The sequence below is a fragment of the Trichocoleus sp. DQ-A1 genome (assembly GCF_039961955.1).
Taxonomy (GTDB): domain Bacteria; phylum Cyanobacteriota; class Cyanobacteriia; order Cyanobacteriales; family FACHB-T130; genus FACHB-T130.
The window spans coordinates 1-13,445 of sequence record NZ_JAMPKE010000003.1; the positions used below are offsets into that span (position 1 = coordinate 1).

Consider the following 13,445-nt stretch of genomic DNA (forward strand, 5'->3'; position numbering starts at 1 on the left):
TAGCTCCGTATACGGCATACCAACTCCCCAGTGTCTTGATGCTGATCTACTCCCTTATTGTGCAATCTCGATTATGAACTGGCACACTACTTGACCATTCATGCAGGAGGTCTACTTATCCCAAGAAATGTTTTCGAGGTTTGCGCGGCTGAGGTTTGTGCGGCTGAGGTTTGCGTCGCTGAGGTTTGCGTCGCTGAGGTTTGCGTCGCACAGGTCTGCGCGGCTGAGGTCTGCGCCGCTGAGGATTACGTCGCTGAGGATTACGTCGCTGAGGTTTGCGTCGCACAGGTCTGCGCCGCACAGGTCTGCGCCCCTAAGGTCTGCGCCGTTGAGGTCTGCGCCGTTGAGGTCTGCGTCGCTGAGATTTGCGTCGCACAGGTAGGCACCGCTGAGGTCTGCGCCGCACAGGTCTGCGCCCCTGAGATTTGCTTCGCATACCTCTGCGTTACAGAGGTATGCGCCCCTAAGGTCTGCGCCGCACAGGTCTGCGCCGCTGAGACTTGCGTCCCAAAGGTCTGCGCCGCACAGGTCTGCGCCGCACAGGTCTGCGCCCCTAAGGTCTGCGCCGCTGAGATTTGCGCCGCTGAGGTTTGCGCTGCTGAGGAATCGCCAAACTGTTTCTATAAAGCCCCTAATACCGATACATTCGCTGTAACCGATGCTGCGACGCAATCGATATTTATCAAAACTATCAGTATCTTTTTCACCGCAGGGAAAGAAAGCAATTTTGTCTTTTAAGTCATCGTTTAACTGGGCATAGCGGTGTAACTCTAAGAGCAAGATAGTGACATTCAGCCCTGTATAAACATCTACCTGTCGCTGCCCGATCAACTTGGAATCTTGCGTTTGCCCCTTTATTTGCCGCATCTTTTTCTGAGGCAGATTCTCTGGCGGTGCATCGATAAACTCACCATCGCACCAACGCAGATAAAAATCCTCTAATCGGTTGAATAATTCTACTGGCTGAAACTCCTTACTGGCAGCTAATAAAGCCATTAAATATTCCACAATTTCTAGTGTCAGCCCACCATAGCCAAACAAATCGTAGATTTCCCAGTCCATTTTGTCGATAGATATCTTAAACTCCTGCGGTTTTTTTCCCGGTTGCGTCCAGTCTTCTATACTTTTTTTGAGTCGTTCCGCACACAAAAATTCCCCAAAACTCTTGTGGGTAAACTCCACCGAACTGCCTTTGTCAGCTGCCGCAGGCTGGAGATAAAAAGCCGCCAAAGCATTTTTCAGCGCATCCTCTCCGTGTCGTTCTCTAGCTTGGCGAATCAACTTCATTGCACTGTCATCGCCAATTAAACACGACTCGATTGTTTTCATCGCGGCATATTCACCGCCGGACTGCACGACGCATAATCCCGCCTCTGCCAAAATGCGTCGCAGTCCTGCGGTTTCCTGTCCGGTTAGCTTTCGATTCAGCCATTTTTTACGTTGTTCGGTCAGTACCCACTCTAAAGATTGCTCGTAAATCAGAATTTTTGCCCCGACACCGCTAGCACCCTCAAACATTTCCACCGTCAATTTGCCATCTCGGTGCATCGCCGCCAATAGATATAGCAATAGCGGTTCTTCCGCTAATTCCCGCACTCTATCTGGACAGCGTTTATCTTGCAAAAACTGCTGAAATGCCGAAGTTTTATCCCCTCCAACTTGAGTTTCCCATTTGGTAAACCACTGCTGCTGGAGTTCGTCATCCATCGGCAGTAGTTCCACTCGTTCCATGTTGGGAGGTATTCTTCCTTCAATACCTTGTAGTGCCAAGAGTCTGCCTGTAATAATAACCCGATGCCCTTTTTCAGAATTTTGCTTGCAGCTACCTTGAAAAGCCTCTACTTGAAATAGAAAATCCCTTAATTCCTGGGTGGTTCCTCTCTCCATAACTAATTCGTCAAATCCATCCAGCAAAAACAAAAATCGGGTATCTCTATCGGTTAACCAGCCATCATTGTTTTTGGAAAAATTACAATCTACTGCTGCTTGCAAAGTTTTTTCAAAACTATTTTCAAATGTCCTGATATCCCGCAGCCGAATCAAGATTGGTGTCCAAACTGGATGCAAATGCTGCCGCGCCCAGTCGGCAAACATCCGACAAAAAACACTTTTTCCTCTTCCCGGCCCTCCTTGGATAAACATCACCTTGTCTTGTTTTCGGGCATCCGCTAGCATCCCTTTTGCCCAGCTTTCGATCTCAAATGGTCCCGCATCCTCATCAAGTTCACCATTCGCATTTACTGGCTGTGCCTTCAACGGCACATAAATATCTTTGAAGGTGAAGCTTTCAGTAAATACTGTTTCTAACGGCTTAGCAGCAATCTGCTCATCTAAATAAGTATTGAGACTGTAGTATTTATCCGATTCTTGTCGCCTGCTAGCTAAATATAATTCAGCCCGTTGTCTGACAGAATCCTCAGCATCTTCTAAAGATTTTTTCAGATGTTGATGAGTCTTCCAAGCTACCCAAGCTGTTAAAATATCAGCGTCGTATTTATTTATTCCTGCTTGTTGCAGTTGGTTCGACAATACTTGATTTAAAACTTGGGCTAATCCCGATTCGTGAAAGCAGGTAAGAACATTTCTAGCAAGATGCTCATCTAGAAAAAATTCTCCCAGTCTTACGCTTTGCTGTTGGGCGATATTTGCGGGAGGCGTTGCGCTTGCTGGCTCTAGATTGGCTGGCTGTAAATTGACTCGCTGTAATAAGTCATTACTTTGCACCAATTCATTAAAGCTTTCTAGATAAGCCAGGGGAGATGCGATCGCTACCCATTCCTCTAGGGATGGCTCTTGATTCGTCTTTTTGCGGTACAGCCTCACGCCTTGGATCGCTAGTTTCGTCCCTGATAGCCCTGCTATAGCAATAGGAATTCCCGCAGAACCAGCAATTGCAGAGAACAAACCTAAAGCCAGTCCGAATTCCAGCGCGAATTTAGTAATCTCTGTCCCCGTCTCAGCGACATTTCCGGGTTGCCCTAGTTCCCGGATATCAGTGTTCAAAAACTGCCAAACCTGCTTGAGCTTTTTCATGCGATCGCTATTCTCCGTGCTGATGAGTCGAAGATAACTTAACGATTAAGCATCTGCCCTCAGTTGGGTATTTCTCATATTTTCTGAAGAAAGCGCGATCGCTCACTTGACACAGTTCCAGGTAATCATAGATGATGAAAGATTGTCTGTCTATTCCTGCTCGGATCAGGTTGAGACATTCCAAAAGCTGATTGGTCATTGGTTAAGAGGTCATTAGTCATAGGGTCAATAGCAGCGAATCTAAAGACTAAAGACAACTGACAATCACCTAATTCAGCTACCTGTACGGCAACCCTTAGGACTATCCCATGAGTTACGCAATTATTGAAACTGGCGGCAAACAGCTGAGAGTCGAACCAGGTCGCTTTTACGACATCGAACTGCTTCCCTCGGAACCCGACACCCAAGTTACCATTGATAAGGTTTTGTTCGTTCAGAACGACGGCGATGTAACCATCGGTCAACCTTTCATCGAAGGTGCAACGGTAGAATGCACGGTGATGAGACACCGGCGCGGTAAGAAGGTCATCGTCTACAAGATGAAGCCCAAAAAGAAAACCCGCCGCAAGAAAGGGCATCGCCAGGAAATCACCCAGCTGATGATTAACTCCATCAGCATCAATGGCTCAGTGGTGGCTTCCGAACAACAGGCTTCCCAAACCGCCGCCGCTGACGAATCAGAAGAAGCTCAAGAAGCTGTGGCAACGGTGGTTGTTGATGAGACAGATACCGAGACGGCTGCGACCGAGTAAATCGCTGAGACTACAGCAGAATAGTAAGTAGTAAGGACAAGTGAGGAAATTATGGCTCATAAGAAAGGTACAGGTAGTACTCGCAACGGTCGTGATTCTAATGCTCAACGCTTAGGCGTCAAGCGTTTCGGCGGTCAGACCGTGAGTGCTGGTAGTATTTTGGTGCGTCAGCGCGGAACTTCGTTTCACGCTGGCAATAATGTCGGTGTCGGCAGAGACTATACCTTGTTTGCCCTCATTGATGGCATCGTCACCTTTGAACGGAAAGACAGAACCCGCAAGAAGGTAAGCGTTTACGCTGTGCCAGCGGCGGCAGAAGCATCCCCTGAGAATGCACCCGTAGCGGCTCAGGTATAAGTATCCAGACTTAGTAGTTGGATAGATTAAGAAAGGAGGGGCAATTTATAAATTGCCCCTCCTTTTATTCGGCATTTTTTTATAAGCGATCGCGCTGGTTGGTCAAAATAAACGTAATATGTGATTCTGAGTGCCAGCGAAAAATTTCATCTCAATATTTTGCTCGGCTCAATGTGACAAATTGTTACTTTTTTAGACCGCTTTAGTTACTAACAACTATTCACTACACTAACGCCATGTTTCCCATTCATCGCCCTCGCCGCCTTCGTACCTCAACCCAGCTGCGCCGGATGGTGCGTGAAACGGTTCTTGCCACGAGTGACTTAATCTACCCTCTGTTTGCTGTACCGGGAGAGGGCATTGCTAAGGAAGTGAAATCGATGCCAGGAGTCTACCAGTTGTCGGTAGACAAAATTGTGGAAGAGGCAAAAGAAGTCTATGACCTCGGCATTCCCGCGATCATTCTTTTTGGCATTCCCGCAGATAAGGATGTAGATGCTACAGGTGCGTGGCACGATTGCGGGATTGTCCAAAAAGCTTCCACCGCAGTGAAAGAAGCGGTGCCGGATTTAGTGGTCATTGCCGATACTTGCTTGTGCGAATATACCAGTCACGGTCACTGTGGTTATTTGGAATTGGGCGACTTGACGGGACGGGTATTGAATGACCCAACGCTGGAATTGCTCAAGAAAACAGCAGTCTCTCAAGCTAAGGCTGGCGCTGATATTATCGCTCCATCTGGGATGATGGACGGTTTTGTGCAGGCGATTCGGGAAGGATTGGATGCAGCGGGATTCCACGATACACCGATTCTTTCTTACGCTGCCAAATATGCTTCGGCTTATTATGGCCCTTTCCGCGATGCGGCTGATTCAACACCGCAGTTTGGCGATCGCAGAACTTACCAGATGGACCCCGGTAATGCCCGCGAAGCCCTCAAAGAAATCGAACTCGATATTGCAGAAGGGGCGGATATGTTGATGGTGAAACCGGCACTTGCCTATATGGACATCATTTGGCGGGTGAAAGAAGCTAGCAACTTGCCGGTAGCCGCTTACAATGTCTCCGGCGAATACGCGATGGTGAAAGCGGCTGCCCTCAATGGCTGGATTGACGAACAGCGAGTCGTAATGGAAACTTTAACCAGCTTCAAGCGAGCTGGAGCCGATTTGATTCTTACCTACCACGCCAAAGATGCCGCCCGTTGGTTGTAGGAAGTCAGGGTGAAGGATGAAAAAAACAACAGATTCGCCTAGAACTAGGCATTTTCATCCTTCGCATTTCATCCAGCATTCTTAGTTAGCTACTTATGTTCAAAAGGAATCCATCTGGCGGTACAGATTTAGGGTTGGATATGAGTAAGCTAAACGGTAGATTTCGCTAAAAAAGCGGCAAATTACAGAAATTCGGTGCAATTGAACACCAATCCCCGGCGTGTTGATGAGTAGAATGAGCCAGTACGAGACTCTAAATTATTGATGACGATGGATTGCAGTCATATTCAATTTTGTGACCGTAAATCACAAATCGACTTTCAACAACTGCAAGAGCTGTTTCACTTAGCTGCCTTCTGGGCACAGAACCGGCAAATTGAAGATTTAAAAGTTGCGATCGCCAATAGCGATCCAGTGATTAGCGTCTGGGATGAAAACAAGCTGATTGGATTTGCCAGAGCGACTTCCGATGGTATCTATCGTGCCACTATCTGGGATGTGGTCATACATCCGGCATACCAAGGCGCAGGACTCGGACGCAAGTTGGTGGAAACAGTCTTGAGCCATCCTCGTGTCTGTCGGGTAGAGCGCGTCTACCTGATGACTACTTATCAACAGGGCTTTTACACGCGCATCGGTTTTGAATGTAGCAACCCCAGTACGACGATGGTGCTGTATAACAACCAGCCCCTAACCGAGCCTCTGCCTGCCCAGGTTATGTCGTCTCAATAGGTACTAGGGGAAGAGAAAACTGAAGCCGGGTGAGATTCTGGGCGGCTGAAGTATTAGAGGCATCTGCTGGTTGCGCTGCCACTACTTCCAGGCGTCCCTGCATCACTTCGATGAGGGTTTGAGCAATCAGTAAGTTCATCCCCTCGGATAGCTGTGGCATTTGTCGGGGCACTCCTTTGCTGGGTTCCCCTACCAGCTCCTGTGTCTTTTGCTCTTTGAGCAAATCAACTGGCTCGCTCCAGACGCTGACGGGGCACTCAGCATCAATCCAGATGTGGATGTACCCAGATGCTGGTGAGGAGGGAACCCAAACCCGAATGTTGCCTTCATTCATGCGAGCGATCGCGGTATCGACCAGATTTAGCAGCACCTGCTGCAATCGTCGCGGATCTGCCAGAACGTAAATCTCTCGATCGGGTGGCGATACCTCAAGGCGGATACTCCGATTCGCTGCTTGCAGGTGAGTCAAGTTGTAGACTTCCTCTAAAACCTTGGCAAGCTCGACGGGTTGAATCTCTATCCGACTGGTGCCGTGTTGAGTTTTGGCAACAGCGATAATTTCGTCTATCAGTTGCATCAGCTTCAGCGCAGAGGCGTGAGCCTGAGCAATAAATTCTCGTTCTTCTTCTGGGTTGTCACACAAATCGGACAAAATCAACTGATGCAAGCCAATCAAACTGTTGAGGGGCGATCGCAATTCATGAGAAGTCCGCGCCAAAAATCCAGCTTTAAACTGGCTCATTTCTGTTGCCATGTGGTACGCCATCTGGGTTTGCTTAAGTTCCTCCAGGATGGTTGTCACGTCCGGATTCGCGTCTTGGGGCATAAATATAATTACCAGTTTTGCTGATTAGCTAAGTCGATTAAACTACCAATTTAACCGCTCCTTGCCGCAAGATTTCCCAGCCGCTGCCCGTCCATTTGGCGACGGTGGAAGGAACACCAGCCGTCAGCGTTGTTTCTGATTCCGAAGGGAATAGCGTCAGGACATCGGGAAACTGCGCTGCGATTTCTGCCATCGTTTCCAAAGGTGGCTCCCCCGAACGGTTAGCGCTGGTGGTTGCTAAAGGGCCAGTTTGCGACAAAATTGAGAGCGCGACGCCAGAATTCGGCACTCGCAACCCAATCGTGGTCGGGTCAGATGGATTCATCGCTTTAGGAACGCACGCTGAGGCTGGCAACACTAAAGTCAAAGCACCAGGCCAATATCGGTCAGCAACTTGTTGCCAAATCTGCCATTCAGATGGACTTCCCTTGACAAAATCCCACAAATCTAAAGCGTTTGCGCCCATTAAAATCAGCGGTTTATCTTGCCGCCGCTGCTTTGCTGCAAAAATTAACTCTGACCGATCCGGCTGCACTGCCAGTGCTGGTACAGTATCGGTGGGAAAGCTAACCAAACTTCCAGAACGAGCGCCTTCTATCAAGGCTGCCATTGAAACTTGTGTCATTTTTTTAGAGTTTTGAGTTTTGAATAAATCCCCTCAAATTCATCACTCATCGGGTTTCCGATAGGCTAAGGCAAAGCGTTCAATCCCAGCTAAATCGGCGTGAATTTGAATTTTGCAGTAACTGCCTCGATCTTGCAACAGTTGAACAACTGTATCGGCTTGTCCCGCCATCATCTCAATCAACCAAATACCCCCCGGTCGCAGATAGTCCGGCGCTATTTCTACCAAATGGCGGATGCAATCTAAGCCATCTGTACCACCGTCGAGGGCGAGGTGTGGTTCGTGTTTCGCTACTTCCGGTTGCAGGGAAGGCAGCAAATGACTGGGAATATAAGGTGGGTTTGATACCATGCCGCTGAGCTGACCTTTTAGGGCGGACAATGGCTGCCACCAAGAACCTTGGTAAAACTGAATGCGAGCCGCTAAACCCAGTCGCTGGGCATTCTGTTGGGCGATCGCTAGAGCAGCCGGACTATAATCAACCGCGTGGAGAGTGGCAGATGGAAAGGCATCTGCGAGTCCGAGAGCGATCGCGCCACTGCCAGTTCCTAAATCTGCCCAATGTCCTTGCTGTAAAGGCGGCGAGGCTCCGCCCGGAGCCGCAGCGGCAACCGCCAAATCAATCAAATATTCTGTTTCCGGTCGCGGAATCAATACTGCTGGTGAAACAAACAGAGAAAAATGACGCCAGGGAGCAATACCAGCCAGGTACTGAACTGGCAACCGCTCATCCAGACGCCGTTGCCACATCTGGGTTAACTCCGGCAACGGCATCGGTAATTTTATCTGGGTTTTGTCTTTGAAAGACTCCAACCGCAGCGCCAACCGATCTAGAGCGGCGACTTCTCGCAGCAACCAGTCTACTTCTGTTGGGTCAACGTCCGCGGATTTGGCAGCATCCCGCGCCCAGTTGCGCCACTTCCAAAGTTCTATACCTGAAACCATACCCAAGGAAAACGCCAGAATCAAGGAAAAAAGATAAAAGATAAAGTATGAAGTTTATCCTTCATACTTTATCTTTTATCTTTGATTCTTTTGTCTATTTACTGCTTTAGCGACGTTGTTGCTGAGAATTCGCGGGGGCAGGACCACGCGATCGCACAAAGTCTACTGACGCTTTGGGTGGAACCAGTACAATGTTGTTCAGCTGCTGATTATTGCTGGTGCGTAAAGTTTCAATTACACCCTCCAGATTCACCACCTGAATTTCCACTGTAGATGCCAGAGCTGGCTGTTGCTGTTTGAATCGATCCAGCATACTCTGTAATTCTTCTTTGCTAAAGAAGAAAGGAATGATGGGTTTATTGTCTCGTTGTAAGGTCAAATACCCCTTATCCTTTCCGCCTCTTGCCACAAACAAAGGAACCCCATCAAAATTTTGCACGGGTTTGCCGCTTTGACTCAGGATGGCTTTTGCTGAATCTACCTGCTGCTGGGTGGGTACGAAAGCAAAATCCAGACCATCTGGCTTGGCTGCATTCGCTTGATCCAGTTTGTAAACGTCTCCCAGCGATACGGGTACCACCTTCACCGTACTTGCTAGTTGAGCATTTTGTTTCTTCAACCGTTCGATAAATGTTTGGGCATCTTGCTGGCTGATAAAAACACCTGCCACTGCGGTCTTCTTTTGCCCCTCATTCACTGAAGCAACTAATGGAGAACCTTGAGGATCGGTGATCGTAAACACGGGCACAGCTTGCAACTTTTCTAGAACCTGTTGTTCTGGCAATGCCAGTGCCCGCAGCGTTTCCAAACCGGGCAGCGCTCCCAGTACAACACTTCCCACTAAACCCAGTGTTGCGCTCAATCGAACTAATGATCTCATTACAATTCCCTCAAAATTTTTCGTTGAATACCCCGCCTTACCAATAATAGAGTCGAGACAAGGCGATAATGTTTCTTCGCTCTAGCAGTACCCGAATGAATGGGTCTAAGTTTATTTCCAACTAAACTTTATCGATTCTACTGTTTTGTTGCGACTGTCATTTTTGAACTGTTTAACTCCCCATGTCCTAATTCCTGGCACCAAAGGTCAATTTGATGCCTGAACTCGCTATTTATTCATTCTCAATGCTGCATACTCGGAAATGGAATTCCCAAATTACTGAGGGAATGAATCGCGAATTGTAACCCTCTATGACTATGTAAGATTAGGATGAGTTCCAGGCAATCGTCAGCCAACTTATCTCCCAATTTACTAGGGAAAAATCTGTATGAATCACCTCCCGAAGTCCCCAAGGGAATTTCAGCAGGGTGTCAGACATCACACCCGAAAATTATTGAGATTCCCTCTAACCTTGGCAGGTTTGGGGCTAACTCTTTTTACTACTAAAAATCGGGATGACAGGATTTGAACCTGCGGCATCCTGCTCCCAAAGCAGGCGCGCTACCAAGCTGCGCTACATCCCGGTGAAATTCAGCGATTGGCTATCAGCCGATCGGGTCTTGGGTGTTTAATTCCCCTGACACGCCTGCCAGTGACCTCTGGTTATTGTAGCTTATTTAGCCGATATTTGGAGTAAAGAATTTACAAACTAATCTGGATACCAAAACATCCCTTTAATTCCTTCCGGGTCGGCAATAAAATTCAGTCCCCGGTAAAAATCCACCACCTGGGGGTCAGCGAACAGAGTAATGTTGCTAATGTCTTCACTGCGTAGCTTCTTGATCGCGTACTTCATCAACGCCTTCCCCAGTCCTTTGCCTTGGAAATCCGGGTGAACTACCACATCCCAAATGGTGGCATTGAAGGCATGATCGGAAGTTGCGCGGGAAAAGCCTACCAGCCGTCGCTGGGTTCCTCGCACTTCCCACATCGAAACTACCAAAAAACTATGTTCGATTGCTTTCTTGACCTTGCGTAGCGGACGCCGGGACCACCCGACCGCATCGCAGAGTTCTTCGAGTTCATAAAGGTCAATGTCGCGTTCGGTGCTGAAAAATATCCGAGAGCCGCTGCCCGTGCGATCGCCTGTACCTTCTACAACATCCCCCTCCCCCAGCGTCGGCTTCGACGCAGTGCTACCATCAGAACCGCTAAACAAGCTTTTCCAAAAACCCATGCAGGTGTGGTTAAGGTATTTACATTCTCCAGTTCCCAGCAGTCTGGGGAATTCCCAACCGTGCTTCGCACCGCGTGCTAACACGCGATCTGAGACTTCCTGATCGAAGAGACCAATTCCAACACTTTCAGGTTTCCCTGCAAGTACCAAATATCTAATCTCTACAGGATTTACTTCCGGTGTTCGGTTGCGAGAAACGAAGCAATCTGAGGAACGAATCAATCTCGTGCAATCAATTGACGCGGGGGAGTCACGTACACTCTTGGAGAGTGGTACAGTCTCAGTATCTCCATCCCTCTTATTTCAACGAATCTAGCCCAAACATCACGAAAAAAATGATAACACAATTGCGCTACCTTTTAAACCATTACACGCACTCCCCGATCTGGAGCGGGTGCGGCATTGTGTGGTTTAGGGCGCATTCGGCAATACTGGCAATACATTAGTTAGACTGAATTCTACGGGTTAATACTCCGCAGCTCCACAGCAATCCCGATTTCCTTGAATTGTCGGTCGGGAGAAGCTACCGTCTCACCAAGCCATCGTGCAGCTAGGCACAAGTTTTTGGCTGATGACTGGAGACAAGAGCAACAGAAGAACTGAGAAACAGAGGCAGCTTTTGACTGGTTACTTCCTGGATGCCACATCGCGTTGGCACAGGTGAGCAAAAACAAAGAAAATCATGTACGGGCAGCTAGTCATGATACGACGAATGTTGAGTTATTTCACTAAGGGGCAAGGGAGAACTTGCACCGGTTATCTTTATTTGCACCAATCTACTCAACTCCACCGGGAGTTGGTATCGAGTGGATAATTTTTTTAGGAAAATTTGTGAGAGATTAACCATAAGAGAAGGTTCTTTGGCGAAGGGCACTTGGCTCTATCTCCCAAAATGCTTTTAACCTGGCAAGCGAGTCTTAGCCCTATATATGGCCACGGGTTTGAAATCATCCACACTAGAACTTCTGAAGCGCTTTAATCGGGCGTTTCCTCAGTTCTACGAGCAGTTTGTCAGCAGTGAGATTCAGCTACAAAACTTGAGGCTTGCCTATCGGCTCTATAAAACCACCAGAGCGGTTATTGAGCTGAAACCCGAAGGCAATAAAAGCGCCCTACATTTTGCTTACCGCAACCAATCTTTTCTGCTAAGTGATATTTTTGGGGTTTTGGCTGCATACGGGCTGACCATTCACAGTCTCAGTCTATATGGTCAAATCGCTCCTCCGATGCTAGTTTTCATCAAACTGGTGGTGTCTCGTGGCAGCAAAGCACTGACAGACAAAACCTCGGAAAATGTCTGTCGCGCCATTCGGGAAGCTTTGGCTGGGCGCTTTGAAGTAGAAGAGATGCTGGCAGTGGAATTTAATCTGGATGCCGGTTTGGAGCAGGTAGAAACGGAATTTTATGTAGACCCTGTTTTCCATCTTCCGGCGCTGTTAATTGAGGCGGATAACCAACCGGGTCTGTTTTATAAGGTGATGTACGCTATCTGGCAAGAGGATTTGCTGGTGGTCAATGCCAATTTGCTAGTCTGGCGAGGACGCACCCGCTTGATTCTTTACTTGTTGGGACCGAACGAAAGTGTGATTCCGGAATATTTAGGTCAAAAAATTGCTGAAAGCGTGCGTCAGCGATTGCTAGGGCGCAGATTTTAATGTTTAGAATGTTTAGCCATTAGTCTTTTGTCCAATAGTCCTAACTTTACGCTTCTCGAAGCGATCGCGCCTACAAGCAGACGTTTCGTAAGGCAGGGGTAAGCCATGACCAATAACAATGACTTCTTCACCAATCTGGTAGAACTTCGGGATAGGATCAAAATATGGCAACTATCGAAATCCTGGGAGTTCGGCACACCTACGATTTGACGCCTCCCATTGCATCATCTACCCCTGTTTTAGTCTTTATCCACGGCTGGCTCCTCAGCCGTCGGTACTGGCAACCCCTGATTGAGCAGATAGCACCAGATTATCAGTGTTTGTCTTACGACTTGCGGGGGTTTGGTGATTCTCAGCCTCTGGATAATTATGGGTTCACCCGTCAAGAAATGCCGGTGCAGAGTCGGCAAGTAGTCGGCGAGAGTCAGCCAGAGGAGAACTTTCTTCGCTCTTCAGAGCCTCTTACGTTGAGCCTCTCGAATTACACTCCCGCTGCTTATGCCAAAGAAGTCGGTATTTTGTTGCAGAAGCTGAATATCTCTAGTGCTTGGCTGATTGGTCATTCGTTGGGTGGCAGCATTGCCCTTTGGGCGGCAGACCAGCAACCTGATTCTGTTAAGGGGGTCGTCTGCATTAATGCTGGAGGTGGCATTTATCTGAAGGAGGCTTTCGAGCGATTTCGGGCTGCGGGTCAGCAGCTTCTGAAACGGCGTCCCCATTGGCTGTGCTATGTACCGGGGATTGATTTGCCTTTTACGCGGGCGCAAGTGGCGCGCCCAATTGCTCGGTGCTGGGGACGACAGCGACTGATTGATTTTATTACGGCTCATCCGGAAGCGGCGCTGGGGTCTTTACTGGATTCGACGACGGAAGCGGAGGTCAATCGCTTACCGCAGGTGGTGTCACGGCTAAAACAGCCGGTTTATTTTATTGCTGGTGCTAAAGATAGGGTAATGGAACCGAAGTATGTGCGCCACTTAGCAAGCTTTCACCCGTTATTTCAGGGTTGTGGTGAGAACGTGATGGAAATTCCGGACTGCGGACATCTATCGATGGTGGAGCAGCCAGAGGCAGTTGCTACCGAAATTCGCAAAATCATAGCTAATTGTCCGGATTCTAGCAACTTCGCTTAAGGTAGATGTTTTGTTGGCACCATAAATCTTTAAATTTTATTAAGATTAAAGGGGTG

General features: G+C 48.3%; 14 protein-coding genes and 1 tRNA gene. 6 read left to right on the forward strand and 9 right to left on the reverse strand.

Annotated features, from left to right (window positions below; genetic code table 11):
* Positions 1–111 precede the first annotated feature (111 nt).
* The gene (locus NDI33_RS04420; protein WP_199302506.1) at positions 112–3,033 is read right to left on the reverse strand and encodes a pentapeptide repeat-containing protein; all 2,922 of its coding nucleotides are present in this window, start codon (positions 3,031–3,033) and stop codon (positions 112–114) included.
* 7 nt (positions 3,034–3,040) lie between these two features.
* Complete coding sequence (locus tag NDI33_RS04425) at positions 3,041–3,232, reverse strand: hypothetical protein (protein ID WP_190676854.1); 192 nt, start codon at positions 3,230–3,232, stop codon at positions 3,041–3,043.
* Between the two features lie 109 nt (positions 3,233–3,341).
* On the opposite strand from NDI33_RS04425, the gene rplU reads away from it, so the two are divergent.
* The 4 genes from rplU to NDI33_RS04445 all read left to right on the forward strand — a co-directional run bounded on the left by rplU (position 3,342) and on the right by NDI33_RS04445 (position 6,088).
* A complete protein-coding gene (gene rplU / locus NDI33_RS04430) occupies positions 3,342–3,785 on the forward strand; it encodes a 50S ribosomal protein L21 (RefSeq protein ID WP_190676856.1) in 444 nt (147 codons plus the stop codon).
* A 51-nt stretch (positions 3,786–3,836) separates the two neighbouring features.
* Positions 3,837–4,142, forward strand: a complete 306-nt coding sequence (gene rpmA / locus NDI33_RS04435) for a 50S ribosomal protein L27 (RefSeq protein ID WP_190676858.1) — start codon at positions 3,837–3,839, stop codon at positions 4,140–4,142.
* Positions 4,143–4,378: 236 nt separating this feature from the next.
* Positions 4,379–5,356 (forward strand): porphobilinogen synthase, encoded by a 978-nt coding sequence (gene hemB / locus NDI33_RS04440; protein ID WP_190676860.1) that lies wholly within the window; start codon positions 4,379–4,381, stop codon positions 5,354–5,356.
* Positions 5,357–5,626: 270 nt separating this feature from the next.
* On the forward strand, positions 5,627–6,088 hold the full coding sequence (locus tag NDI33_RS04445) for a GNAT family N-acetyltransferase (RefSeq protein WP_190677098.1): 462 nt from the start codon (positions 5,627–5,629) through the stop codon (positions 6,086–6,088).
* Here the strand turns inward: NDI33_RS04445 and NDI33_RS04450 are convergent.
* The 6 genes from NDI33_RS04450 to NDI33_RS04475 all read right to left on the reverse strand — a co-directional run bounded on the left by NDI33_RS04450 (position 6,072) and on the right by NDI33_RS04475 (position 10,601).
* The gene (locus tag NDI33_RS04450; protein WP_190676862.1) at positions 6,072–6,914 is read right to left on the reverse strand and encodes a HAMP domain-containing sensor histidine kinase; all 843 of its coding nucleotides are present in this window, start codon (positions 6,912–6,914) and stop codon (positions 6,072–6,074) included. The genes NDI33_RS04445 and NDI33_RS04450 overlap by 17 nt on opposite strands.
* A 37-nt stretch (positions 6,915–6,951) precedes the next feature.
* Positions 6,952–7,539, reverse strand: a complete 588-nt coding sequence (locus tag NDI33_RS04455) for an L-threonylcarbamoyladenylate synthase (RefSeq protein WP_190676864.1) — start codon at positions 7,537–7,539, stop codon at positions 6,952–6,954.
* A gap of 42 nt (positions 7,540–7,581) precedes the next feature.
* Positions 7,582–8,484 carry a peptide chain release factor N(5)-glutamine methyltransferase gene (prmC, locus tag NDI33_RS04460; protein WP_190676866.1) on the reverse strand — a complete coding sequence of 301 codons (903 nt, stop codon included), beginning with the start codon at positions 8,482–8,484 and terminating at the stop codon, positions 7,582–7,584.
* A gap of 106 nt (positions 8,485–8,590) precedes the next feature.
* Positions 8,591–9,364, reverse strand: a complete 774-nt coding sequence (locus tag NDI33_RS04465; RefSeq protein ID WP_190414006.1) for a Tic22 family protein — start codon at positions 9,362–9,364, stop codon at positions 8,591–8,593.
* Between the two features lie 510 nt (positions 9,365–9,874).
* Positions 9,875–9,948 (reverse strand) — tRNA-Pro (locus tag NDI33_RS04470).
* Between the two features lie 125 nt (positions 9,949–10,073).
* The gene (locus NDI33_RS04475) at positions 10,074–10,601 is read right to left on the reverse strand and encodes a GNAT family N-acetyltransferase (protein ID WP_190414148.1); all 528 of its coding nucleotides are present in this window, start codon (positions 10,599–10,601) and stop codon (positions 10,074–10,076) included.
* A gap of 929 nt (positions 10,602–11,530) precedes the next feature.
* On the opposite strand from NDI33_RS04475, the gene NDI33_RS04480 reads away from it, so the two are divergent.
* Positions 11,531–12,256: a hypothetical protein gene (locus NDI33_RS04480; RefSeq protein WP_190414000.1), complete on the forward strand. Its 726-nt coding sequence runs from the start codon at positions 11,531–11,533 to the stop codon at positions 12,254–12,256.
* A gap of 12 nt (positions 12,257–12,268) precedes the next feature.
* On the opposite strand, the gene NDI33_RS04485 is transcribed toward NDI33_RS04480, so the two are convergent.
* The gene (locus NDI33_RS04485; protein ID WP_190676868.1) at positions 12,269–12,427 is read right to left on the reverse strand and encodes a hypothetical protein; all 159 of its coding nucleotides are present in this window, start codon (positions 12,425–12,427) and stop codon (positions 12,269–12,271) included.
* On the opposite strand from NDI33_RS04485, the gene NDI33_RS04490 reads away from it, so the two are divergent.
* Positions 12,421–13,389, forward strand: a complete 969-nt coding sequence (locus NDI33_RS04490) for an alpha/beta hydrolase (RefSeq protein WP_190676870.1) — start codon at positions 12,421–12,423, stop codon at positions 13,387–13,389. The two genes, NDI33_RS04485 and NDI33_RS04490, sit on opposite strands and share 7 nt — an antisense overlap.
* The last annotated feature ends 56 nt before the right edge of the window (positions 13,390–13,445 follow it).